The organism is Sphingobacterium sp. 40-24, from assembly GCF_001899705.1.
Classification (GTDB): domain Bacteria; phylum Bacteroidota; class Bacteroidia; order Sphingobacteriales; family Sphingobacteriaceae; genus Sphingobacterium; species Sphingobacterium multivorum.
This window is the reverse complement of sequence record NZ_MKWH01000025.1, coordinates 38,519-63,078: the sequence shown is the minus strand read 5'-3', so window position 1 is coordinate 63,078 and position 24,560 is coordinate 38,519. Positions and strand designations below refer to the sequence as shown.

Below are 24,560 nucleotides of genomic sequence, written 5' to 3'. Positions count from 1 at the left end.
GAGGTCTTCAAATTTATTTGAAGATCTCGGTAGGAGCAATTCCCGACCAGGATTTTGGTAGATTTTTCAGTCCAAATAGGCGGGCCAATATCCACGAGGTATTTCTATTGCTATTGAAGAAGGCATTGGTCATGCCTAGATTTTTGATTTTTTTGCCCGTAATGCCAAAAGGGATCTGCATCTCGTTCATGCTCGTGCCGCCGTGACCCTTCTTGATGCCACCATGGTCGGTCAGTAATAGGAAATAGCAGTCCTCATAGAGATTTTGTGCTTTCAATGTCTGTATAAAATTCCCGATGGCAACATCTGCTTCTTCGATTGATGCTATATATTCCGGTGACATCCAGCCGTGGCCATGTCCGGCATGATCGGTATGCACACTGTATAGAAATACCAACATTGGATTGTCTTTATTGTCACCGATAAATTTTAAGGCTTTTGCATAGTTGTTCTCGTACTTATCGTCCTGCTCAAAGGAGACTTCATCCAGGTATTTTTTGTTGATGGGATTGATAAGCTCAGCCCAATTATAGTAGAAAGCGGTTTTTGCATTCGGTTTCTGCTCCTTCACTAGTTTGAATATGGATGGCGAATAACCCTCTTGATCCATCTCCAAAGCTTGCAGGGGGCGGTTGTCCAGCGTCCAGTTATTGGCCGTGATACCGTGTTCTTCAGGACCCTGTCCCGTGAGATGGCTCGTCCAGTTGGGGAGTGTGACTGATGGAAGGACGGGTCTGCTGGATAGTGTCAGTAATCCTTTTTCAAACAGCTTGTCGATATTTGGATGTTTTGAACCCCTAAATCCTTCGGAACTAAAACCGTCCAGACCGATGATAACAATACGTTGTGCGTTTACAGGACCACATACAGCGATAAATAATAAAATCAATAGGGTTTTCATGCGCCTTATCGCATAACGACAGACGCCAGAAAGTGGACTGCTGCCACGATTCCAGTGATAGGTTGGTGAATTTTTCATTAATATAAATATACATAAGTTTTGTAATACTAAACAAAGTTTATTTATACTGTATTTTCAGGCAGTTAAATTTACGTGAAATCATAAAAATAAGCAATAAGCGTCGGTCGTCTTTCCCATGCTTAGTGTAGTAATAAGAAAGCTATTGCTTTATTTTCTAAGTAGTAAAGTGGAAATAACAATTTTAACTCCTGACTATTGTTGTTTAATAGTCAGAAGTTTTTTATATTTACGGCACGTTAGCGAACCTTGGGCCGATAATCTGAAAAATCTGGCTTTATGATCGCAATGGCAATGATTAAAAACTTATTAGAATATGAAATATTACTTACTGACCTTTTCTGTTTCTGCTCAGGTGCTCACCAAACGCGCTGAACTGATCAACTACCTTAGCCGGCATATTGCTGATCTGAAATACATTTCGGCCGATCTTCAGGATAAACTTTGTACCATTACCATCCGGACCTTACGACGTGACGAAGGCGTTGTTCTTAATTTATTGGCCCTAAGGGGGTTCAAGGCATCTTTTCTATCAGCGACTGAAGGTTCTTAATGTTACTAGCTGAAAAAATGGTCGTGACAACTCTGGTAAAAAGCTTAGCAGAATGCACTTTAGGATCAGTGACTTAGCGTGGGACGTAGTGAACTGCTGCGGTCCTGCTTATTGGACGCGCTTAAAATTACCGGTTCAAAACGTTTGTCCGTTCGATTACAGCAATTTCCTCTTTCGCGGCGATCTGCTGTTTTTTGAAGTTCTACAGTAGGTATACTGTCGTGAACGGCTAAAGCCACGGGGTAAGACTGTCCGCTCCAGATAACCCTCCGCTACATATTTACGCAATAGTGAAGCAATTCGTTCACTTTTAAAAGTAATCTGATAGGTTTTTTCAATAGCAGCGATAACCTGTTCAATGGTGCGGGGATGCTGAAAATAATCCGAGTCAAAAATCAGCTGCATGACAGATTCCCGCTGATAACGGTGATCCAGATTTTGCATCCTTTGGAGTTGGTTTTTGTCAGTGACCTCATCGGTAAAGAACTTTTTGCCTAAGGGGAAGAATTTGGTCTTAAATAGATCGACAAAGTATAAAGGTGTTTTTGACAGTAATATGTTTATTTTGAAATCTTAGCAAAGGCGAAGGGAATTTGGAGGCTGTCGCCCGCCACATTTGCTTTCAGCTTTTCACCGTCCCGCCAGTAGGTAATTTTTTTAGGAAAGGGGAGCGAGTCATTCGTACATTCAAACAGACCGTTCTTCATCATGGTCATCTCAAAAGTGATAAAATCTTTTTCATCGGGTGTTTTAACCTTTAAATTCCAGTTACCGTCGGATTTTGATAACTGCATTTTTTCCTGATGTATGGTATCCAGGTTATGTAGGGTAAAAGCAAAACCGACATATTCAGCGTCTTTGATTTTCTTCCAATATTCAAAGGTCCTTTTATCCTTGGCTTCGTTGGTACGCTGCCATTTTCCCACGAGCCAATCGAAATTTTCAGATGGCTCATTTTGAAGCTCTGAACATCGTACCAAAACGAGTAGAATCAATAGGGGAACTCCAACTTTGATTAATTTTGCCATCTTCTGTTTTGTTTTAAAGGTTGAGCAGCCAGCATAGGCGCTGCTGAGACGGGCCCAAATGTTGACAGGAGGCTCTGTTGCCCCTATGCGATTAAATTTAATAAAAAAAACGGAGTTTGAAAAGTATCGGTCTGGTCATTATTCTGTCAATTGCTGCAGTTTACCGTCGTCCTCTGCAGGCCTGTGTTTTTTCGCGTAAAATAGGTTATATTTACCTGATGGAGCTTGTACTTGCTATCGTAATTGCCACTATTTTTATTTTTTTGGCTTTGCTGCATATTTTTTGGCTGTTTGGCGGCCAATGGGGAATGAACGCTGCCGTTCCGACCGACTTGAGTGGAAGAAGGATATTTAATCCCACCAGGGTAGGTACTTTATTGGTGGCCATCGGATTATTGATTTTTGCGTGGGTAAATCTATGTGCCATCGGGGTTTTGGATGTTCCGATAGACGCAAAGTATATTCGCTATGGGATGTATATAGTCAGTGGTATTTTCCTGCTTCGATTTATTGGCGATATGAAGTTTGTCGGCATTTTTAAGAAGTATAGGAAGACTCCTTTTGCCCGAAAAGATACGTATTTTTATAGTCCATTATGTCTCTTTTTGGCACTATCCAATGGCTTTTTGGCACTTGTATTATGAGAAAAAACGACTCCTATTGCTGCCCTGCGTAGCGTGCATGATCTGACTGGTAATTGTCTGTATTCAAATGTACATATTCCCGCCCGCTCTTCTACATTGATTGACTCTATTTTTGGTCAGGAAAATGATTGTTGAAAATAAAGTCTACTAATATTATAGAATTTATTTTATGTTTACTATATTTGTTTTATCAACCTAGGAGATAAGCCTGTCTTGCGTACAAGCCGTATCTTCCGCACGTAATGATCACAATTTTTTACTTAATTCATTATTTATGAACGGCAAATTTTATCTAAATCCTTTCCAACCGAGCGCAGGTCTGCGCAATGGTACATCCTTTTGTTCTGATTTCAATAAGCGAATGTGTAGCTGCGGTTAAAGGGAAGTACTTCTTTCCATAAAAAGCAGCTTTTCTGACAAGTAATCAATTGGCGTTGGCACTTGTAAATATTCACTGTTAAAATTTTACCTATGAAAAATAGCGTATGGAAGTACGCCGTGACAATTTTTTTGTCACATGGTTTGCTATTGCCTGCATTTTCGCAGCAAGCTGAGCCCCTTATTAACGCTACCTTAAAAGGTGTTGTATTGGATTCGATTACCAATCGACCTATTGAAGGCGTTACCATAAAGCTCGAAGGCGTGACGCACCAAGTAAAGACCGATGCGTCGGGAAGATTTCAGTTTGTCACGGGGCAACGGCTTCCGTTGACATTCTCCACTTCATTTTTGGGATATAAAGGTCGGAAGATTACCGCACGGGAGGCGCAGATTCAGATCTTGCTTCAACCGAGCGTTTCTGACCTGGATGAAGTGGTTGTTGTGGGCTACGGTGTACAAAAACGAAGAAGCCTAACGGGCGCAGTTGCCAAGATCGACGCTGCCGAAGTCAACAAAATTCCGGTAGCCAGTTTTGATGCCCAGTTGCAGGGTAAACTCTCCGGAGTGCAGGTTTCCACCAACTCGGGAGTCCCCGGCGAAAGTATCTTTCTGCGGGTTCGCGGAACAACATCCATCAACTCCAGTAGTGATCCCTTATATATTATCGATGGGGTATTCTTAAACAATACCTCGCTTCAGAATATCGGGCTCGGTGGACGGACCAGTTCGCCGCTCACAGATATCAACCCGGCAGATATCGAGTCGATTGAAGTGTTGAAGGATGCTTCGGCAACGGCAATCTATGGCTCCCGGGGTGCCAATGGTGTGATTATCATTACCACCAAAAAGGGGAGCTATGGTAGCCGGACCAAAATTGACCTCAACCTGCAGGGAGGCTGGGCTGAAGCCAATAAATCCCTGTTGCCCAAACTGGCTACAGGTCCCGAAACGGCAACCCTCGCCAACGAGTGGTGGATAAACTCTGGATTGGACAATCCGGCATTGAAACAGACTTTCGCCAACAGGCCTTACCGTCCTGTCTCGGAAGGCGGGAAAGGAAATCCCGAAGATCAGCCTACTTACGATCGCCTTGGTTTCCTCTTGCGCCACGGGAAGCTGCAGGATTATAACATCGGCATCCAAGGGGGCGGAGACAAATCGCGTTTTTATATTGGTGCGGGCTATACGGGCCAGGAAGCTTTTATCAAGGTGATCGACTTCTCACGTACTAATCTCAAGTTTAATTTTGACCATCAGCTCAGCAGCCGTGTGAAGATCGGCCTGACCAATAATTTTTCCAGAACCTACCGCAATCAGGCACGTACAGGCGATGGCCCACAGGTAAGCCTGTTTAATTCGGCCGTTTCTTCGGCAACGAATGTGCCGATATTCAATACCGATGGATCAATCAATGGTACCGATAACACCTATACCCTGGTCGACAACTACGATGTCAATACCACAAGCCTACGTTATATAGGAAGTGCCTTTGCGGAAATCGATCTACTGAAGGGACTGAAATTCAAATCCAGCTTTAGTGCCGACTATAACCTCTACGACGAATCACAATACTGGAACAGCAAAACCAGTATCGGTATCGCAAATAACAATCAGGCGACGTCGGGAATATCGCGAAATGCAACCTGGATCAATGAGCAAACCCTGACCTACCAGCATACATTCGGCAAGCATAGCCTCAATGCTATTTTGGGAAATACCTTGCAGAGCAATGTACTTGATTACAAATATTTGGAGGGGAATGGTTTTGCCAATGATTCCTTTAAACAGATTTCCTCGGCAGCCAATATCATTGCCGCCGACAACTGGACTAAATATACCATTGCTTCCTATTTTGGAAGGGTAGGCTATAGCTATGCCGACCGTTATTTTGCAGAGGCAACCCTGCGGGCAGATGGCTCGTCCAAGTTTGGTGCCAACAACCGATGGGGGTATTTTCCCGCTTTTTCGGCGGGCTGGCGGATTAGTCAAGAAGCCTTTCTGACAGATCAAACCTGGTTAAACGACCTGAAAATAAGGGCTTCCTATGGATTGACGGGCAACCAGGCCGGAATCAGCAATTTCGCCGCCAGAGGTCTTTGGTCGGGCAATGAAAAATATGCGGACAGCTATGGCAAGGTGTTGCCAAGTACAGGTCCTTTCCAGTTGGGTAACGAAAATCTGCGCTGGGAGAAAACAGCACAGGCCGATCTTGGACTGGATGTGGCGCTCTTTAAAAATCGCCTGTCCATTACCGTAGATCTTTACCATAAATATACCTCCGATCTCCTGCTCGAGCGGCCTATTGTCGGCAGTTCCGGTTTTTCAAAGTATTGGGCCAATGTGGGCGAAATCAGCAACAAAGGCTATGAAGTGTTGATCAACTCGCTCAACGTGAAAACAAAAGACTTTGCCTGGAATACAAGCTTCAACATCTCGGGCAATAAAAATAAAATTGAGAAACTGCCCACGCAAATCACTCAGTATACCCGCGATTGGGTGATTCTGAAAGAAGGTTATTCGCTCAACTCATTCTGGCTGTATGAACAGTTGTATGTCGATCCGCAGACCGGAAAGGTGGTATTTGACGGGCAGCTGAGCGATGGTTCTTTACCCACTTCGGCGCGGAAGGTGTTTCGCAATGCCTATCCCAAGTTTTACGGAGGTATAGGTAATACCTTTACCTATAAAAACTTCGATCTGGGCGTAGACTTTAGTTTCCAATATGGCAACTACGCGGTGAACCTCAACCGCTATTTCAGGGAGCGTAATCCCAGCAGTGGTGGGGTGTCTCAAAATGTGCTGAACAGGTGGCAGCAGCCCGGGGACATCACCGATGTGCCCCGACTGACATCGGAAGGGCTCAACTATACCATTGATGCCAATAGCCGTTATCTCGAAGATGCCTCGTTTTTGAAACTCAGACAGCTTTCTTTTGGATATAAACTGCCGAAAGAGCTGGTAGAGCGGGCGAAGCTGTCTGCAGCGCGGATCTATTTTGTAGGATCAAACCTCTTTATCTGGAGCAAATATACAGGCGATCCCGAATCGAATGTCACCAGCAACCCAAATGCGCAGGGGATAGGCACATTTGGAACTCCACCGCAGCCCCGTACGTTTCAGCTTGGGCTCAATGTAACCCTTTAAACGTTAACCTTAATCCGTAAAGCTCATGAAAAAAATTATATATTTCCTTTATCCGCTTCTTGTCCTTCAGCTCAGTGGCTGCAGTTCTTTTTTGGATGTGGAGCCCAGGAGTTCAGTATCTGATGAAGTGACTATCGTCGATGCGAGTTCTGCCGCAACAGCAGTACGAGGCATTTACTCTGCACTTCGGTCCAACGATTATTATGGCTATAGCTTTCAGCTGCTGGGATTCTTTTCGGCAGACAACATCGTGTATCGTGGTAGCCAAACTGTTCATCAGACGCTGACCAATCATTCGGTCAAATCCGACCTCGCTGTGTTGGCTACGGCTTGGAACCAGATCTATGCCACCATCAACAGGACCAACCATGTGATCAGCAAAGTACCCAACCTCGCGCTGACGACGACTTTCACCGAAGCCTACCGCAACCAGCTTGTGGGGGAAGCCTATTTTGTGCGCGCACTGGCGTATTTTGATCTGGCCAGAACTTGGGGTGGTGTACAGATCGTGTTGCAGCCGACAACTTCGGCCAGCAGTCTGCCGCAGGTCAAAAGAAGCTCCCTGGCCGACACCTATGCGCAGGTGCTGCAGGACCTGCAAAAAGCAGAACAGCTCTTGCCTAATGACACCAATCGCATCCGCGCTACCAAGAAAACAGCCCGCGCGCTCCTGGCAAGATTTTACCTCTACCAGAAAAACTGGAGCGAAGCCATAAAATATGCATCCTATATTATTGACGACAACGCCAATTATAGCTTGGTCAATCCATACCGCTCGTTTTATGCCAACAATACCTCCAACACCAAAGAGTCTGTCTTCGAATTGGTCTATGATATCAACAATACCAGTGGTCAGACCAGTCAATGGTTGTCGGGCAATAATGGCGGGACTGCCTGGATCAGACCTTCGCAGGGTATCTACGACCTACTAGTGGATCCTACGATCGGAGGGGATCGTGCTGCGCTCGTGTCCAAAACCACCTCATCCACAGACCCAAATATCCTGATCGGCAATCTCTATTACCGAACAGACCGCACTGACCCCGCCTTTTTGATCCGTACGGCCGAGCTCTATCTGATCCGCGCCGAGGCGTTGGCGCAGCGGAATGGCCCGGGCGATCTGACAGCGGCATTGGCCGACTTAAATGCCATACGCTCGCGCGCAAATATTAAGCCCTTGCAAGGGCTCGGAGCTGCGGCACTGCTGCAGGCTGTGGAAGATGAGAACCGCGTGGAATTTGCCTTGGAGAACCATCGCTGGTATGATCTTTTGCGGACGGGACGTGCACAGCAGGTGCTAAATATTTCTTCTGCGAATAGGCTTTTGCTGCCGATACCGTACGCTCAGGTTTCGATAGATCCGGATCTACAGCAAAATCCTGGTTTGGATTGATCCGCATGAATCAGGTGTTTTTTTTCATTTAATCGTATTGAAATGACCATATTAACAGACTCTCATTTTTTTAAGCGCCATCGCTCAGCGATCGTATACATTGGCCTGATTTTCTTTTTGATACTCAGTATCCCTTACGATCCCAATCTTTTTAGGGACCGTTCATTTGGGGATCTGTTTTCCTTGGAGAACTGGTTTGCGTTGGCGACTTACCGCACTTCTTTTATTGCCGAGAGCCCTTACGTCGGTACGGACGTGCGTGGATATTACAACTGGGCTATTGCGCTGCTGCTTGCGTTGTTGTTATTTTGGGCCTTTGGCCGTAAAATCAGGCAATCTTTTCAGGCCAATGATGATAGCGTATTTTATTGGCTGCGCGTGCTGCTACGCTATCGTTTAGCCTTAGCAATGATCTTTATCGGTCTCGTCAAAATCATCCCTATACAACTTCCCGAACCAACCATTAGCGAGCTGCATACCGAATATGGTGATTTTCTGCTCTGGAAGCTCTATTACCTGACCAACGGCATTGCAACCGCGGGTTATCTACCGGTAATTGGTGCGCTAGAAATTGTGAGTGGACTCTTTTTATTGAACCGGCGCACAGCAATCATCGGGTCGGGGCTGCTTATCGCTGTATTGCTCAATGTTGTTATCGTCAACTATGTGTACGAAATCGGTGAACAGGTGTATAGTTCTTTTTTACTCCTGCTTGCGGTCGTGATCTTTTCGTACGACTGGCCCCGTTTTTATCAGCTCCTGATTAAAAAGGGAGCAACTGTCCCCGATGGGTTTTGGCCTGAGTATGGACGCCGCATTGCGCGCATTCGCCCTTATCTGCAGGTCTTATTCCTGCTGCTGATCACTGTCTTTAGCGTGCAGGCTTACCTGAGCTGGAAGAATTCGGATTATCCCTTCCCCGATGAAAAAGGGTTGGAAGGAGCAGCAGGGGTGTACAATGTGAAAGATTTCGTGTGGAAGGGCGATACCATCCCGTATTCGCTGAGCGATACATTGCGGTGGAAGGACGTGGTTTTTGAAAAATGGAACACGCTCAGCATACGTGGAAACCGTTCCGTACGGGTTGATAGCCTTAAACCACATATCGCCTTCAACCGGGAGCGTAACTACGAATATCTGGGCAATGGTGGCCGCGAATTTTTTGCTTATGCGATCAAAAAAGGAGCAAACAAGGCGGAGACAGCGATCAAACTGACGGGAAAGGTCAGTAAAGGCCACACCTTTGCCTTTGTGGTCAATCGCCCGGATAAGCGCACGCTTGTGCTTGATGGTGTAAACCAACTCGGCGATTCCCTGCATGTGCGCCTGGAGAAAATAAACAAGAAATACCTGTTGCAGGAGGGGCGTAGAAAGCCGATCCGTATTTATTAACGATTCAAATTTAGACTAAGCTTATGGCAACGATTCAATATTTGGAAAGCACTCCAACCATCCAGCAGGAGCAGGGCTGGAAGTACTGGGAGAAAGTGGGATTTAGATTTACGTTTATTTTCTTTATCCTGATGGTGGTACCCCTGGATGGGGACTGGTACGAAAAAGTATTTAAACCCGATTCGCTATACGATTGGATGGCAACGATCGCCGGTGGCTCGCGCACAGGTTGGATCGAAATAGACAGCGAAAGTGGCAAATGGGGGTTCGCATCGTATACGTCCTGGTGGCTCAATGGCCTGATAGCCGTGCTGGGTGCTTCCATCTGGACGATATTGGCCCGGAATAGCAAGGTGCAGCGCTACGATGCGCTTTATTATTGGTTGCGCGTATTGGTGCGTTACCGCATTGCTTTGGGACTTATTGCCTTCGGATTTATCAAGTTCTTTCCGATGCAGATGCCCTTTCCATCACTTGCCAATCTGAATACCGACATCGGCGAATATGCTCCCTTTAAGTTGTACTGGCAAATCGTCGGTGTATCCTATAAGTATGAGATCTTCTTAGGCTTTTTGGAGATCGCAGCAGGAAGTTTACTCTTCTTCCGGCCTACTGTTGTGATAGGGGCCATTATCAATGCGGGCGTGCTCTTTAACATTGCTCATGCCAATATCGCCTATGATGGCGCGGTACATGTTTACAGTTCGTATTTTGTTTTGCTTTCCCTTTTTCTATTGCTGCAGTACCTGCCAGCGATCTGGAAGCTTTTTATCCTGCGCGAACCGGTGAGCACCTATTACTATGTGCCCAAATTTCTCAAGCAGTGGAATAAACCCCTGTATTTCGGTCTTAAGTCAGTCATTGTGGTGCTGTTTATATTCGTTTACGGCTTTTATCGCTATGAGCGATTCTATGATGAAGGGCGTTTAAAGGAGCCAGTGCTTCCAGGGCTGGCAAAAGCAGCAGGACATTATGAAGTTTCGGGTTTTCTGCTCAATGGAAAGCCGCAGCCTTATTCACCGGCAGATTCGGTACGTTGGCATGAAGCCTTTTTTGAACGCTATTCGACCTTGGTCTACAAGGTCAACAAAGCCAATTCCATTGATCTTGGTAATGGTACGCCAGCCTTGAATGATGTGCTCAAAACGTATGAATTTACGGGCCGGGCCGGAGGAAAGAATTACCTGTATTATGAAATAGACTCGGCAGAACATGCGCTGTACCTGATCGACAAAAATCAGAAATTTAGTAAGGAGCAACGAAAAAAACTCGATGAAAAACTGGATGTGGGGCTGAAGGCCCTTTACGGAAAAGCACAGGGCGATAGCTTAGGTATCCTGAAATGGGCTTACGAACGACCAACGCCAGAGCAGATTAGACTCAAGGGGCTAGATGCCAGCGGTAATAACCTTGAAATTACGCTCGACCGGGTTAAAGAATCCTATCTTACCGGTAAAGAATGGTATATGAAAAACACCCTCTTTACCTATTAATCACCTTAAAAAATAGCATGTTATGAATAGAAGATCATTTATCCACCGTTCAGCTGTCTTTTTCACGCTTGCTTCGGCAGGCCAGGGCATATCCTGTTTTGGAAATACCGATCACACCGGGGCGGGCTACAGTATCAAACAGTTCGAAGATGAGGGCCTCGCACAGTTTTCCTATGCGATTTTGGCCGATAAGAAAATTGTACTTGTGGACCCTGCCCGTGATCCGCGGCCTTATTACGCTTATGCAAAGGAACAGGGGGCCAAAATTATCGCCGTTGTAGAGACCCATCCGCATGCTGATTTTGTGAGTTCACATCTGGAGATCCATCAAGAGCAGAAAATTCCGATTTATGTGAGCAAGCTTGTCCGTGCAACGTATCCGCATCATACGTTTGACAATGGCGATAGGTTGAAGATTTCGGACCATATCGTGTTGCATGCCATCAATACAGCGGGGCATTCGCCCGACAGCATCTCCGTCTTGCTAAAAGAAAACGGTCGTGATGTGTCCATCTTTTCGGGGGATGCGGTGCTGATTGGCGGGGTTGGAAGGCCCGATTTGCGCGAGTATTCGGGTGAGCAGGCGACACTACGCGAAAAATTGGCTCGGCAGCTCTATCATACCGTTCATGATGTCTATGCCAACTTAGGCGATCAGGTGCTTCTGTATCCGGCCCATGGTGCCGGATCGCTCTGTGGCAATGCCATCAAAGGTGCGAAGCAAAGTACCATCGCTGCGGAAAAGGCTCATAATTTTGCCTTTCAGCAACAATCCGAAGAAGCGTTTGTCAAGCAGATCTTAGCAGACCGTTCGCCGATACCGATCTATTTTCCTTATAATGTGGAGTTGAACCGTCGGGGCGCAAAGCCATTATTGGCTTCTTTGTCGGATATTTCATCGGTTTCAGCAGCTGCGGTGCCTTATGAATCGAGCACTGTCCTTGACACACGCGCTGCTTCAAAATTTAGAGCGTCGCATTTTCCAGACGCCATCAATATCCCCGAACGGAGCAAGTCGGAATCTTGGGTCGGGACTTTTATTGAACCGAAAGACGGTTTTTATCTCGTTGTGGATACCAAAGAGCAGGGGCAGGTGCAGCTTGAAAAACTGGCCAAAATTGGCTATGAGCAGTTTGTAAAAGGGATCGTGCTGTATGGGGATTTCGCAGGGCAGCCTTCGACAGCTTTTGACCAGACTGCTTTCGACCGGGCGCAAGATCACTATTTCATAGTCGACGTACGCACGGCCGAGGAGGCTAAGGCCGGGCCAGTATTCAAGGGGGCGCATAACATTCCGCTGGCGGAACTGAAGCAGCATATTGCTGAACTACCGGTCGATAAACCTATTGTCGTGCACTGCGCTTCGGGTTATCGTTCGGCCATTGCAAGTAGCCTGATCAATGAATCGGTACCAAAAGCGCAGGTATGGGATATCGGAGAACATATTAAAACCTACAAGCAATCGGTGAATTAACACGAGGGATTACACTTAAATGCATACATGATATGAAAGATTTAAAACTATTGGTTAGTATGTTGTTAGCGGTAGCGGTATTGCTCAATATGACGAACTGCCAATCCAGACAGGACACCCAGGAAGCCGTAAAAAATAGTCAGGTTTCGTTTAAAAAGGAAGAAGGAGTGCGCTTTAAGCAGGAGCTCGAAAGCCTGAATAAAACGAATAAAGTGCCGGTACAGATCCCCGACAATCCGCGGATCGTTTATGCGACCGAACAGGATGTGCTGGAGCTGGAAAACGGCATTGTGCTGTTTGGATGGCCCAGTTGTCCATGGTTTCGCAATGCCATAACGCCATTGCTGGAATTTGCCCAGGAGGAAAAGGCGGCCATCTATTACCTCAATATCCACGATATCCGGGATCTCAAAGAGAAGGATAAAGAAGGTAAGGTGATCACAACCAAGGCTGGTAGCCCGGGTTATGAAGCTATCTTGGCCAAATTTCATGATATCCTCAATCCTTATACAGCTGTGGGCGTTGATTCCATCAAACGGATTTCTTCACCAACGGTATTATTTATTGAAAAAGGCAAAGGTGTGCATAAGGTTGTTTCCACGGTCGTATCGCAGACCGATCCGAAGATCAAGCTCGATAGTACACAGCGACAGGAGTTAAAGCAACGGTATCGGGAATATTTTTTGGATGAACATACGATTTAAGACCAGCGTATTTCAACAGCATCGTAAATTAAATGGATAACATATGAAAAAAATAATCAATCTTGGACTTTTAGCATTTGTTTTAACGACATTTACAGTCTCCTGCGGATCTGCGGGCAAGAAAAAGGAAAATGGCAAATCACAGTCGGATTCCACATCATCAAAAGGTTCAAAAAAGGATCAGCCCAATACGGGCTGCGACTAATAGACTGTAACACGATAACACATGCGAAGATTTGACGCAATTATTATTGGCTCGGGACCGAACGGACTGGCGGCAGCCATTACCTTTCAGCAACAGGGGCTCAGCACCCTGCTGATTGAAGGTGCCGATACGGTCGGTGGGGGGATGCGGACCAAGGAACTTACACTTCCGGGCTTCCGACATGATGTTTGTTCGGCGATCCATCCCATGGCCATGGCTTCGCCATTTTTCAGGAAGTTGCCTTTGGAAGCTTTTGGGCTATCGTTTGTGAAGCCGACATATGCGGCGGCACACCCACTGGACAATGGGGAAACGGGAATTCTTTACCATAGTCTTGCCGAAACCATAAAAGGCTTGGGGCCAGATGGCGAAAGCTATCGCAAGCTGGTGGAAAAGGTCGCGACACATTGGGAAGACCTTGCTGCCGATATTATGGGGCCACTATCCTTGCCGAAGCATCCGTTACGGTTGGCTTCCTTTGGTCTGGATGCGCTTCAGCCGGCAAGTTGGACGGCAAAGCGTTTTGCCAGTGCACAGGCTAAGGCATTATGGGCCGGCATGGCGGCCCATGGAATTCAGCCGCTAAGCAACTGGACAACTTCCGCTATTGCTATTGTGCTCGCTGCGGTAGGTAACACATATGGCTGGCAGATCCCAATAGGAGGCTCGCAATCCATTGCCGATGCTTTATTAAGCTATTATAAATCCTTGGGCGGGGAGATCCAAACGGGCTTTTGGGTAGAGGACGTTCGCGATCTGCCCTCCCATAAAGTCCTGCTCTGCGATATCACGCCGCGGCAGTTGCTAGCCTTTAAAGGAATAGAACTGGGTAGCGCTTACCGCAGGCGCCTTGAAGGCTTTCGGCAGGGAATGGGGGTATTTAAAGTTGACTGGGCATTGTCAGAAAAGACGCCCTTTAAAGACCGGCGCTGTCAGCAGGCGGCTACCGTGCACTTGGGCAATACCTATGCAGAAATTGCCGAGAACGAGCGGCTAAGCCATCTTGGAAAGCAAGTGGACAAGCCTTTTGTGTTGTTTGCACAGCAGAGTGCATTTGATTCCAGCCGTGCTCCCGATGGAAAACATACGGGATGGGCATACTGTCATGTCCCCAATGGAAGTAGGGTCGATTATACCGAAGCGATTGAAAATCAGATCGAGCGCTTTGCACCGGGCTTTAAAGAAACTATTCTGGCCAAGCATACCTTTTCTCCTGCAGCACTCGAGTCGTACAATCCCAATTACATCGGTGGTGATATCAATGGTGGGATTATGGATATTTCACAGCTGTACAGTAGACCTATATTGGCCCTAAACCCGTACCGTACCTCGGTCGACTCGATTTATCTCTGTTCATCGTCGACCCCTCCTGGAGGTGGGGTGCATGGCATGTGTGGTTATCATGCCGCACGTACGGCGCTCAAAGAACATTTTGGTTTAGTACTGTAAACGGCGCCGATTTAATCTTTTGCTGTCATTAGATTGAAGCAAAATTGCTATTTTATAGATCACCGTACCATATCATGTCTAGTCTAAAAATAAAATAAGGGGCCGGTTTAAATTTCGGCAGTATTTTTGCTGTATAGGGCTAGAAAACACCCCAAATAATATGTTGCATCAGGCCAAGATACTTTCTTGGCCTTTTGTATGTCCCCTCTTAAATAATAAGCATTCAATGTCCTACTTCAATACTTATGATGGCAATACCCGCTTCGATGTTGCTTTTTTATAGCTAATAAGAAATGGAGAAATAATGTAGTACGTACGGCAGGCATAAATGTAGGAAAAGCATTTTGCCCAGGATAAGTTGGGCTACTGAGTCAATGAAATGCCTAGCGCGCATGATGCAAAAAAGGGAAACTTTAAAACAGGCCAGGGAAGAGTTCATCGTGCATCGCAGGGCGAACCGCTGACGGATGGTACTCAATGGGCGAAGTTGATGTGCTATAAAGAGATTAATTTGTAACTATCTGTTTATATTGAACTATTTAAGTAGCTTATTGATATAGGATTATGTTTATATTATTTTGGCGTTATGTCAGTTTGGCAGATGCCTATTTCAACTCGCTGTTGGCTTTACAGGACTGCTTCGATTTCAGAAAGATGTGTTTCTTTAATAGGGTTGCCCTACATTTTCCAAGGAAAGAATGCAGTGAACTCGTACTTTATCTTGGCAGATAGGCAAAAGGACGGGGCCTGTTGGTTTTTTGTATACTGAACACCTTAATTTAGCTTTTGATAAAGTGGATTAGGGTATTGTTTTCGTGGTTGGATGTCCAGGTCACGTTATTATTTGATAGGGGATATACATATAGTTCCATTACAAAAAATATGAGCCGTACAGCAAATAATTTGCAGTGGTGTTATTTTATGCATATATTCTAATTGCTTATATACAGCGTATTGTGGTTTTTATATTGATTAAAGGTATAGGTGGTGTTTTGGTTAATAAGGACGACTAATGTATCTTTTGGAAATTGTTGCGTAGGATGAAACGATCAAATGATTGTGGAAAAAAATGCATAAATTAGGGGAACTAAATAAGCTGTTTTATGAACATGAACTTTATTCCAAAAGCTTTCTTTCTATTTGCGCTCTGTCTGATCCATGTAATCGGTCATGCGCAAGAAAGCAACAACAATAAGAAATTGTGGGCAAAATCAATTTTGAATCAACAAGCGCCAAAACTGGAGGTGGAACAATGGCTGACTGATGTGCCGGATACAAAGGGTAAATTTATCCTCATTGATTTTTGGGCCACCTGGTGTGGACCCTGCAGGAAAGTTATTCCCGAACTCAACGAGTGGCATAAGAAGTATGGTGATAAACTTGTGATCATTGGCCTTTCGGATGAAAAAGCAGCGGTCATTAAAAAGGCGAAGGAGATTAAAATTGATTATTTTTCAGCGATTGATACGAAAGCGAAGTTGAAGAAACAGCTCGAAGTTCAGGGAATACCACATTGCATTCTAGTGGATCCTGAGGGAATTGTGCGTTGGGAGGGTTTTCCTACGTTGGAGGGGCATGAGCTAACCGATGATGTCGTTTCTGGTCTCATCAAAAAGTATTCGCGGAAGCGTGGGAGATTCAAAGATAGCAGTCCCTATTTTCTGCGGCAGGAAGAAGTGATGTTGGCTGGATTGTAAAAGTCTTCAGCAACCCAGATCGATAAATTCTCCGATTTTTAGTCGGTACTTGGGTAAAAAATGAATAAAAAAAAGTGTAACGGTTGCCCGTTACACTTCGCAAGAAGATAAATAAATTATCTTCTTGTGTGTTTACTTAATTATGCGATACGTACGTTAACTGCATTAACGCCTTTTTTACCATTTTCTACATCAAATGTTACGCTGTCATTTTCGCGTACTTCGTTGATTAAACCAGATACGTGTACGAAAATGTCGTCTCCACCACCCGCAGGCGTGATAAAACCAAAACCTTTTGTTTGGTTGAAGAATTTAATAGTTCCTTCTTGCATTGTTTTATAAATTATATTAAAGTAATCTGTACTACACTATTGTGATAAATGAATATGAACAATAGTTAATCGATTTTTTGCAAGAAATGGGATCTGATTTTAATGATCTTGGATTGACTCAAGTCCAAAAAGGTCTTTACCTCCGTTTTGCTAACAAAAAAGCTTCTGAAAATGCGAAAACTGAGCAGTAAGTAAAACTTGACGATTTCAGATAAGCAAAGGCGGAGCCGATTATAATCCAAATTTAAGTATAAATTATTGATATATACAGTGTTTTATTTTTTTTATATAAAATAAATTCTTATCACGCTTAAAACTTGCGATATACGAGCGGGGTCTATCGCCCCGGCAAAGCTATACGCGATAGACAAAAGCATTGATATTCATGCCCGCACCAACAGATGCAAATAGAATAATATCGCCTTCGTGCAAGGATTGGTTGTCTATCTGACCACGCGAAATAAGATCATAGAGCGTAGGAATGGTAGCCACACTACTATTTCCTAGGGTATGGATGGTCATCGGCATAATGTCGGGGGGCGGAACTGTATCGTATAGGGCATAGAATCTCATGAGAATGGCTTCGTCCATCTTCTCGTTGGCTTGGTGGATCAGTATTTTTTTGATTGCTGTGATATCGAGATCTGCTTTTTGGAGGCAGGCTTGCATGGCTAAGGGAACTTTGCTGAGGGCAAATTCATAGATTTTACGTCCTTTCATTTTGATATACCGGATATCAGGATCCTGCTCTTGATGATACGAGCGTCCGAAATTGAGATATTCAGCTTCCTCAAGCGCATAAGTTGCGCTTTCATAGGATAGGAGCCCTTGTTCTGTGGTGCTGCCTTCGACGACGACAGCGCCGGCGCCATCCGCATAAATCATCGAATCCCGGTCAAAAGGATCTATCACACGGGAAAGCGTTTCTGCGCCAATGACCATACAGCGCTTTGCCATACCCGATTTAATGAAAGCGTTGGCATGCAATACGCCTTCGTTCCAGCCGGGACAGCCAAATAGTAAATCATAAGCCACACATTTGGGATTGCTGATCCCTAACTTTTTCTTCACTCTGCTCGCTAAACTTGGTACAGTATCCGATTGGATTTTGCCGGATGGCACATCGCCATAATTATGCGCAACAATAATATAGTCCAAGGTTTCGGCAGCTATGCCTGCGTTTTCAATGGCAAGTTGACCAGCTCGAAAAGCAAGGTCTGAAGCCACCTGGTCAGCGTCGGCGTAGCGACGTTCCTCAATGCCGGTGATTGCTTTAAATTTTTCTATGACAGAAGCCGGTTGTTTAAATGGCTGGCCATTTTCATCCAAAAAAAGATGATCGGCAAAATCTGCATTGGTTATTTTATGGGGTGGAATATAACTGCCAGAACCGATAATTCTAATATTCATCATTGTTTCTCCGTGCGTATTGTGTTTAAATATATTTCGACGATCATCCCCTTATGCTATGCTGAATCCTTATGGTCGTATACATTCACATTTTTGGCGGCCTATTTCCTTCTCAGCTTTAATTTACTAAATATTATTGGGATAGCGTTAATTTTCTTTCTCGCACCAGTCCAGCAGTGGTTTGTATAAGCCCTGAATATCTTTCGGGTTGTTGTCCTTATAAAGGCGAAACAATTCGGCGTTAAATTCATCTGCTTTGGGAAAACCTTTCTTATTGACCATCATATCGTTGACGTTTTCAACTATCTGTCCAAAAAGATCGTGATCTTCTCCAAACTTGTCGTAACAATATAAAATGAAAAGTCCCCAGGTTAAATATTCATCGAATACTTTTACCGGAGTCGGATAATGAACCGTACTTTTGTTCGCTGAATCTACCCATACTTCCCTGTTATTGAAAATTGCATCAATCTGTTTTTTGTTTTTTTCGCTCAATGGACCTACGTAGTTGTGGTCTATCTCTGTGAAAATGATGCGTGTATTGAAGGCTTTTTTGAATTTGGGGCTCCAGGATTCATCTTCGCGAAGGGTTGGTAAAAAAAGCAAAATTTCTTTGAAACCTTTGTACTTGAAGGTGTGGGTCGCATTCATTCCGGCAATCAGGGGGGAGGTCAATACACGGTAGCTATTGATTGTATAATCGAATTTATGTTCTAACCATTCTTTCTGCTCGGCAATGGAAGCATACTCCTGATATGCTGTACGAAGGCTGTCGTAATAGGCTTGATGCGCTTTGTAGAATGCCCGGTATCCACTCTGTCTGGCAAATTCTTCCAGGTCGTTTTTGTAGCCGGGGATAGGATTTGATTTGACCTGATAATTTCCCACTCCTCTCGCTGGAAAAATATAGATGTTGGTAGGTACTAATTGATCGTTTTTAAATTTAAAGCCATATACATTGGCCGCTAAGAGGAAATAGTTGGTTAGATTCTCTCGCAGCTTCTGATCAAATTTCTTTACGATAGGCAAATTGGAAAATGGGGTAAAATGCGTTTTGACCTCCTCAAAATACGCTGTATTCTGCTTGGTCATGTTTGGGTTTTCCTTACCAAAGTCGGTTATCGCAAAGATAATATAGATGAGTTCCTGCGCCTCATTGATTTCAACAGTTGTCTTGCCATCGTTTTGGGCAATATAGGCTTTGCTAAAATCGACGTCTTTTTCTTGACACATGGCTCGGCTGGCCATTAAGCCAAAGCATATTAGAATAAAAAGGAGTTTTCTTTTCATCGTATCGTTAGTTCATATAATTATTGATAGGACATGTTGGTGATAACGTAACGTTTTTACTGTTAATTGTCATGTCTGAATGGGGATTTCACTACGAAATGAAATATTCCCGACTGCAATTATAGGGAGATTTCTGCTTGTTTTATAATAAAATTTGTACAATAAGGAATGAATTCTGCTATTTGAAGAGGTTATATATTCAATTTGTTTAATTTAATATTGATCTTAACTTAATACTGAGGAAACCTTGTGCTTTTATTTTTGACAGCGCAATGAAACACATTCAGCCTATCAAATCTTCCAGTCAGAAAAGCTTCAATCTCGTATACGAAAAGTACCATCGACAGATTTACGGTTTCGTACTCAAGCGTACGCAATCGGATTATATTGCTGAGGAGGTAACGCAGCTGACCTTTATCAAACTCTGGAACCAAAGAGAGAAGCTCGACGAGCAGCTCAGTATTCTGTTGCAGCTTTTTGGTATGGCGCGGCAAGTCATGATCGATCTGCTGCGCAAGGAGGCGACACGTTTCAAATATGAGGGGCAGACAGCGGCGACACCTTTTACCGATAGTCTGATCAAGGCAATTGAAAATAAAGACCTCTTGCGTATGATGGAAAAAGATATCCAAAATATGCCGACGATGCGTCGGAAGGTCTTTGAACTGAGCCGTAAAGAAGGTCTTTCCCATAAAGAGATTGCTGCTCATTTTTCCATTTCGACAAAAACCGTAGAACAGCATATCAGTAAAGCACTTCTACAGCTCAAACAACATCTTTATTCAATCATGCTATAAGTCCTTTATGTTAAGGATTGACGCCCCTTATTAAATAATTGTTAAGAACTAAGGGATGTCGTGCTGGCCTGCGTAATAGGAGTATGAAGCATGATAAAAAGCAGCATCAGATCAAAAAGAAGATCTGGAAAATGCCCTTCCTCGTGGACGAACTTTTCAAGGACGAAGACTGGGGAAAATTTGATGGTACGGCAATGGAGGAGCCTGTGCCTACGGAAACGATGAAAACGTTTATCCATACTGCCATTCAAAATCAGGAAAAAGCGCAGGATCGCAAGGAATTACGTCGGTATCGGTTGGTAAAATTACTGCGTTACAGTGCCGCAGCTGCAGTTCTCCTTTTCTTTTCCTTTCATTTTATTACCTGGTGGACGAAAGATTCGGTTGTACAGCCGAATGCTCTGCGGTCCGCAGCTAAGCCTGTTATCGAACATAAAGATACCGTCTGGACCTCAATAGAAAATAAAAATCCCCGCAGTATAATCCTGGATCTACCCGATGGATCACATGTACGCTTGTTCGCTCAAAGTCATATTCGCTATGTGAAAAATTTTGTTGACAATGCCCGTGATATAGAACTTACGGGGAAAGCTTACTTTGATGTCGCTTCGGACCCGAAGCGTCCATTTTCAGTGCTTGCCAGCGGAACCAAAACAACAGCGCTTGGTACATCCTTTACGATTAATACCAAATTGAAGCATAAAGCCGTGTCTGTGGCATTACATACCGGTAAGGTGCTTGTATCCTCGCTAACAAACGGTTTCAAACAGGTCTTTTTAGCTGACCCAGGTCAAAAACTGACAGTTGATGCACGAGGGGCAACAACAATTGATGTTGTCAATAAAGAAAAGACCTTGAGCATGCCAGGTCTATCGGCCCCAGCACTGTTAAAGCTGAAAAATACACCAATGCCAGCTGTGCTACAGGCGTTGGAAACAGCATTTAAAAAACAGATCCATTTGGGTGACAAGGGAATTGCTGCTATTCATTATACAGGTGAGATCGATGTGCATCACGATTCATTGAAAGATATCTTGACTACAATCTGCCTGATCAATGAATTGCGCTTTGTCGCCAATGCCGATGGCAGCTATACGCTTTACAAACAGGAAAATACAATTACCGAACATCTAAACAACTAACAGATATGCTCAACAAGAAAAATCCACAAAAAAAGAACCTGCTTATTTTTGCGTTGCTTTCCGCTGGACTTACCAACGTACATGCGCAGCAGCAACAAGTGAAGGGAGCTGTACAAAATGAAAAGGGCGAGTTTCTCCCTGGTGTCAGCGTTAAGGCAATTCAGGTCAATGGAGGTCCAACTGTGACGACCAGTACGAATAGCCAGGGACTATTCCATTTTCAGAGTTTAGTAGAACATGCAGGCTATCAATTTGTGTTTTCGGCTGTAGGATTTCAGTCCGATACCTTATCGGGTTATGTCGTCGAAGCAAGAAAGCCTTTGTCGTTGAGTGTGAAGCTTCAGCAGAGTGCAGTTAAACTGGATGAGGTCGTTATTGGTTATGGCCGTGTATCCAGAAAGGATCTGACGAGTTCCATCAGCACTATTAAAGCCGAAGATGCTAACGTTGGCGTATTTACTTCGCCAGCACAGATGCTGCAGGGGAAAGTTGCCGGCCTGACAATTTCGAGCAATAACAGCAATCCCAATGCTACACCTTCCGTTAGTCTTCGGGGAGCTTCAACTTTGCGTAGTGGTGAAGCGATGGAGCCCTACTATGTGATCGACGGCGTCCCGGGCGCATCCCTGGCCTTGGTGGCGCCAGATGATATTGCCTCGATTGACGTACTGCGTGATGCCTCAGCGACCGCAATTTACGGCTCAAAAGCGGCCAATGGGGTGATTATTGTCACAACTAAGCGTGGGAAATCAGGGCAGACCAACATCAATTACAACGGTTATCTGGCGATCGATAAGGTGGCTAAGCATTATGAGATGATGAATGCAGCGCAATATAGGTCCTATGTTAGTGACAATGGATTTTCGATGGAACCAACTGACGACCTGGGGGCAGATACCGATTGGCAAAGAACGGTGGAGCGGACAGGGGTATCGAACAACCATAATATATCCATTCTTGGCGGTGCAGAAAAAACACAGTATAGCATTAGTCTCAATACCATCAAAAACAATGGGGTTATCAAAGGTACAGATATGGGGCGTCAGATTGCTCGCGCATTTTTGCAGACCAAGGCACTTAATGACCGGTTGACAGCATCTTTCAATATCAACGCAAGTATCACCAAGCAGAATGATGTGCTCGCTTTGGATCAAGGACTCAGCGTATATGATGCAATGTACTATTATCTGCCTGTATCGCCGATCCGAAATGCCGATGGCTCATGGTTTGAAAAACCCGACCGTTCGCAATATGCCAATCCACTTTCCTTAATTGAGGAGAATACAAATTTTTCTAAAACGAAGGTTCTTCAGGCACATGCCAAACTGGGCTATGAGATCTTGCCGGGGCTGACCTATAATATTGACCTTTCGTTGCAAAATAGGCAGTTCAATAACGCGCAATACTACGCGATGTCTTCGATGGCTGCACGTGGCCAAAATGGCAAATCTATCCGTGCCGCAGTAGAAGATGAACGCAAAGTGATGGAAATGAACCTGAGCTATGAAAAGACATTTGCCGGAAAGCACAAAGTAGCTGCACTGGCCGGTTATTCATGGGAGGAGAACAACAATAACGATGGCTTTCAATTGACGACTTCCGATTATTATAACGATGATTTAAGTTACTATAACCCTGGGATGGCGAATGTCGTTGATTTGTTGGGCTTTGGGAACTATTATCTTTCCACCTTGCGTATGATATCTGTTTATGGCCGTGTGAATTATGCCTATAATAGCAAGTATCTCCTACAGGCGACGGTAAGACGTGATGGATCTTCGGCTTTTGGGTCGAACAATCGTTGGGCGACCTTTCCATCGGTTTCTGCAGCTTGGCGCCTGTCGGAGGAATCGTTCATCCGTGAAAGCGGAATTTTTGATGATTTGAAGTTACGTGCAGGTTATGGTGTGAGCGGCAACTCGCTGGGTTTTGATGCTTTTACTGCGCAGTCTGTTCGCGGTGCCTCATCCAAGTTTTTCGATTATGTCAGTGCCGATGGTCAGGTAAGCCCATTGCGCACTTTGATGGTGCTTCGCAATAGTAACCCGAACCTCAAATGGGAAACCACCAGCATGATTAATCTAGGCTTGGATTTCGGATTTTTGAAAAATCGCCTGACAGGATCGTTGGAGGTCTATAAAAAGAAAACAAGCGACCTGATTTATGATTATCAGGTAAGCAAATCGAAATATATTTACCCAACGCTGACGGCCAATGTCGGTGAAATTGAGAACAAGGGGATCGAACTGAGTCTAAATGCAAAGGCCATTGATAAAGAAGATTTCAAATGGAATACCGGACTGGTGCTATCGCACAATACCAATAAGGTGGTGAGCATTGCTAACGAGCAGTTTACGCAGGATTATATCGAATTGTCGGATCTTGGGGGAGCTGGCCAGACCAATATTTTTCAACAACGACTAACACCTGGCGCGCCTATCGGTCAGTTCTATACCTGGGAATGGGCAGGCTACAACGATGAAGGTGTGTCGGTATTCTATACCCGAGATGAGAAAACGGGTGAGCGTACAGGCGAAACAACCACAACGCCACAGAAGAAAGATCAGGCTGTGACGGGAAGTCCACAGCCCAAGTTGACACTGGGTTGGAACAATAGTTTTTCGTATAAGAATTTTTCGTTAAACGGAATGTTTCAAGGTGCTTTTGGACAGAAAATTATGAACGCTACCCGGGCGCGTCATTCCAACGTTGTCGGTAATGCAGGGCAGAAAAACGTGCTTGCCAGCGTCGTGGAAACCGAACGCATGACGGATATCAATGCACATTACCTATCGGATCGTTACCTGGAAAATGGAAGCTACCTGCGCCTGGCTTATGTTACGTTGGCCTATACGATACCGATGAAAAATATACCGATTAAAAACCTAAGGGTATATGCAACGATGAATAACGTGTTTATGCTGACGAAGTATAAAGGCATTGATCCCGAGGTGGGCTTGGGAGGCTTGACACCGGGGATCGATAACCGCCAGACCTACCCACGTACACGTACGTTTATGTTTGGCCTTAATTTTAATTTATAAGACGGCGCT

20 protein-coding genes are annotated in these 24,560 nt (G+C 44.7%); 14 read left to right on the top strand and 6 right to left on the bottom strand.

The annotated features are described in order from the left end of the window. Positions 1-13: 13 nt before the first annotated feature. A complete protein-coding gene (locus BGP15_RS09790; protein WP_286769382.1) occupies positions 14-979 on the bottom strand; it encodes an alkaline phosphatase family protein in 966 nt (321 codons plus the stop codon). A 316-nt stretch (positions 980-1,295) separates the two neighbouring features. Here BGP15_RS09790 and BGP15_RS09785 point away from each other — a divergent pair, with 316 nt between their 5' ends. Further along, positions 1,296-1,532: a hypothetical protein gene (locus BGP15_RS09785; protein WP_286754659.1), complete on the top strand. Its 237-nt coding sequence runs from the start codon at positions 1,296-1,298 to the stop codon at positions 1,530-1,532. Between the two features lie 156 nt (positions 1,533-1,688). Here BGP15_RS09785 and BGP15_RS09780 read toward each other — a convergent pair whose 3' ends face one another. Then, positions 1,689-1,976, bottom strand: coding sequence for a hypothetical protein (locus BGP15_RS09780; RefSeq protein WP_286769381.1), 288 nt, complete (start codon positions 1,974-1,976; stop codon positions 1,689-1,691). Between the two features lie 116 nt (positions 1,977-2,092). After that, entirely contained in the window at positions 2,093-2,560 is a 468-nt protein-coding gene (locus BGP15_RS09775; protein WP_286769380.1) for a DUF6265 family protein, read from the bottom strand. A gap of 116 nt (positions 2,561-2,676) precedes the next feature. On the opposite strand from BGP15_RS09775, the gene BGP15_RS09770 reads away from it, so the two are divergent. The 10 genes from BGP15_RS09770 (at position 2,677) to BGP15_RS09725 (ending at position 16,536) form a co-directional block, all read left to right on the top strand. Further along, on the top strand, positions 2,677-3,204 hold the full coding sequence (locus BGP15_RS09770; RefSeq protein WP_286769379.1) for a DUF3995 domain-containing protein: 528 nt from the start codon (positions 2,677-2,679) through the stop codon (positions 3,202-3,204). A 471-nt stretch (positions 3,205-3,675) separates the two neighbouring features. Beyond that, the gene (locus BGP15_RS09765; RefSeq protein ID WP_286769378.1) at positions 3,676-6,729 is read left to right on the top strand and encodes a SusC/RagA family TonB-linked outer membrane protein; all 3,054 of its coding nucleotides are present in this window, start codon (positions 3,676-3,678) and stop codon (positions 6,727-6,729) included. A 25-nt stretch (positions 6,730-6,754) separates the two neighbouring features. After that, positions 6,755-8,122: a RagB/SusD family nutrient uptake outer membrane protein gene (locus tag BGP15_RS09760; protein WP_286769377.1), complete on the top strand. Its 1,368-nt coding sequence runs from the start codon at positions 6,755-6,757 to the stop codon at positions 8,120-8,122. A gap of 42 nt (positions 8,123-8,164) precedes the next feature. Beyond that, positions 8,165-9,514, top strand: a complete 1,350-nt coding sequence (locus tag BGP15_RS09755; protein WP_286769376.1) for a beta-carotene 15,15'-monooxygenase — start codon at positions 8,165-8,167, stop codon at positions 9,512-9,514. A 23-nt stretch (positions 9,515-9,537) separates the two neighbouring features. Continuing rightward, the gene (locus tag BGP15_RS09750; protein ID WP_112374640.1) at positions 9,538-11,007 is read left to right on the top strand and encodes a hypothetical protein; all 1,470 of its coding nucleotides are present in this window, start codon (positions 9,538-9,540) and stop codon (positions 11,005-11,007) included. 22 nt (positions 11,008-11,029) lie between these two features. After that, positions 11,030-12,481: an MBL fold metallo-hydrolase gene (locus BGP15_RS09745; protein WP_286769375.1), complete on the top strand. Its 1,452-nt coding sequence runs from the start codon at positions 11,030-11,032 to the stop codon at positions 12,479-12,481. 32 nt (positions 12,482-12,513) lie between these two features. Beyond that, positions 12,514-13,185, top strand: coding sequence for a hypothetical protein (locus BGP15_RS09740; RefSeq protein WP_286754666.1), 672 nt, complete (start codon positions 12,514-12,516; stop codon positions 13,183-13,185). A 43-nt stretch (positions 13,186-13,228) separates the two neighbouring features. Next, on the top strand, positions 13,229-13,390 hold the full coding sequence (locus BGP15_RS09735) for a hypothetical protein (protein ID WP_172462378.1): 162 nt from the start codon (positions 13,229-13,231) through the stop codon (positions 13,388-13,390). 21 nt (positions 13,391-13,411) lie between these two features. Further along, a complete protein-coding gene (locus tag BGP15_RS09730; RefSeq protein ID WP_286769374.1) occupies positions 13,412-14,839 on the top strand; it encodes a phytoene desaturase family protein in 1,428 nt (475 codons plus the stop codon). Between the two features lie 1,103 nt (positions 14,840-15,942). Continuing rightward, a complete protein-coding gene (locus BGP15_RS09725; protein ID WP_286769373.1) occupies positions 15,943-16,536 on the top strand; it encodes a TlpA family protein disulfide reductase in 594 nt (197 codons plus the stop codon). A gap of 140 nt (positions 16,537-16,676) precedes the next feature. Here BGP15_RS09725 and BGP15_RS09720 read toward each other — a convergent pair whose 3' ends face one another. From BGP15_RS09720 to BGP15_RS09710, 3 genes are all read right to left on the bottom strand, one after another. Further along, complete coding sequence (locus BGP15_RS09720; protein ID WP_070566486.1) at positions 16,677-16,868, bottom strand: cold-shock protein; 192 nt, start codon at positions 16,866-16,868, stop codon at positions 16,677-16,679. A 354-nt stretch (positions 16,869-17,222) separates the two neighbouring features. Next, positions 17,223-18,281, bottom strand: a complete 1,059-nt coding sequence (locus BGP15_RS09715; RefSeq protein ID WP_286769372.1) for a 3-oxoacyl-ACP synthase III family protein — start codon at positions 18,279-18,281, stop codon at positions 17,223-17,225. A gap of 144 nt (positions 18,282-18,425) precedes the next feature. Then, positions 18,426-19,568 carry a DUF4932 domain-containing protein gene (locus BGP15_RS09710; RefSeq protein ID WP_286769371.1) on the bottom strand — a complete coding sequence of 381 codons (1,143 nt, stop codon included), beginning with the start codon at positions 19,566-19,568 and terminating at the stop codon, positions 18,426-18,428. Between the two features lie 272 nt (positions 19,569-19,840). Between BGP15_RS09710 and BGP15_RS09705 the strand changes: the two genes are divergently transcribed. The 3 genes from BGP15_RS09705 to BGP15_RS09695 all read left to right on the top strand — a co-directional run bounded on the left by BGP15_RS09705 (position 19,841) and on the right by BGP15_RS09695 (position 24,551). Continuing rightward, on the top strand, positions 19,841-20,365 hold the full coding sequence (locus BGP15_RS09705) for an RNA polymerase sigma factor (protein ID WP_286769370.1): 525 nt from the start codon (positions 19,841-19,843) through the stop codon (positions 20,363-20,365). Positions 20,366-20,448: 83 nt separating this feature from the next. Beyond that, positions 20,449-21,507 carry a FecR family protein gene (locus BGP15_RS09700; RefSeq protein ID WP_286769369.1) on the top strand — a complete coding sequence of 353 codons (1,059 nt, stop codon included), beginning with the start codon at positions 20,449-20,451 and terminating at the stop codon, positions 21,505-21,507. A gap of 5 nt (positions 21,508-21,512) precedes the next feature. Further along, on the top strand, positions 21,513-24,551 hold the full coding sequence (locus BGP15_RS09695; RefSeq protein ID WP_286769368.1) for a SusC/RagA family TonB-linked outer membrane protein: 3,039 nt from the start codon (positions 21,513-21,515) through the stop codon (positions 24,549-24,551). Positions 24,552-24,560: the final 9 nt, after the last annotated feature.

Excerpts from the sequence above, each read along its gene's own strand:
- BGP15_RS09720 (WP_070566486.1), bottom strand. The coding sequence starts at position 16,868 with ATGCAAGAAGGAACTATTAAATTCTTCAACCAAACAAAAGGTTTTGGT.
- BGP15_RS09750 (WP_112374640.1), top strand. The coding sequence starts at position 9,538 with ATGGCAACGATTCAATATTTGGAAAGCACTCCAACCATCCAGCAGGAG.
- BGP15_RS09745 (WP_286769375.1), top strand. The coding sequence starts at position 11,030 with ATGAATAGAAGATCATTTATCCACCGTTCAGCTGTCTTTTTCACGCTT.
- BGP15_RS09705 (WP_286769370.1), top strand. The coding sequence starts at position 19,841 with ATGAAACACATTCAGCCTATCAAATCTTCCAGTCAGAAAAGCTTCAAT.
- BGP15_RS09780 (WP_286769381.1), bottom strand. The coding sequence starts at position 1,976 with ATGCAAAATCTGGATCACCGTTATCAGCGGGAATCTGTCATGCAGCTG.
- BGP15_RS09710 (WP_286769371.1), bottom strand. The coding sequence starts at position 19,568 with ATGAAAAGAAAACTCCTTTTTATTCTAATATGCTTTGGCTTAATGGCC.
- BGP15_RS09695 (WP_286769368.1), top strand. The coding sequence starts at position 21,513 with ATGCTCAACAAGAAAAATCCACAAAAAAAGAACCTGCTTATTTTTGCG.
- BGP15_RS09790 (WP_286769382.1), bottom strand. The coding sequence starts at position 979 with ATGAAAAATTCACCAACCTATCACTGGAATCGTGGCAGCAGTCCACTT.
- BGP15_RS09735 (WP_172462378.1), top strand. The coding sequence starts at position 13,229 with ATGAAAAAAATAATCAATCTTGGACTTTTAGCATTTGTTTTAACGACA.
- BGP15_RS09785 (WP_286754659.1), top strand. The coding sequence starts at position 1,296 with ATGAAATATTACTTACTGACCTTTTCTGTTTCTGCTCAGGTGCTCACC.
- BGP15_RS09755 (WP_286769376.1), top strand. The coding sequence starts at position 8,165 with ATGACCATATTAACAGACTCTCATTTTTTTAAGCGCCATCGCTCAGCG.
- BGP15_RS09715 (WP_286769372.1), bottom strand. The coding sequence starts at position 18,281 with ATGATGAATATTAGAATTATCGGTTCTGGCAGTTATATTCCACCCCAT.
- BGP15_RS09760 (WP_286769377.1), top strand. The coding sequence starts at position 6,755 with ATGAAAAAAATTATATATTTCCTTTATCCGCTTCTTGTCCTTCAGCTC.
- BGP15_RS09700 (WP_286769369.1), top strand. The coding sequence starts at position 20,449 with ATGAAGCATGATAAAAAGCAGCATCAGATCAAAAAGAAGATCTGGAAA.
- BGP15_RS09775 (WP_286769380.1), bottom strand. The coding sequence starts at position 2,560 with ATGGCAAAATTAATCAAAGTTGGAGTTCCCCTATTGATTCTACTCGTT.
- BGP15_RS09730 (WP_286769374.1), top strand. The coding sequence starts at position 13,412 with ATGCGAAGATTTGACGCAATTATTATTGGCTCGGGACCGAACGGACTG.
- BGP15_RS09725 (WP_286769373.1), top strand. The coding sequence starts at position 15,943 with ATGAACATGAACTTTATTCCAAAAGCTTTCTTTCTATTTGCGCTCTGT.
- BGP15_RS09740 (WP_286754666.1), top strand. The coding sequence starts at position 12,514 with ATGAAAGATTTAAAACTATTGGTTAGTATGTTGTTAGCGGTAGCGGTA.
- BGP15_RS09765 (WP_286769378.1), top strand. The coding sequence starts at position 3,676 with ATGAAAAATAGCGTATGGAAGTACGCCGTGACAATTTTTTTGTCACAT.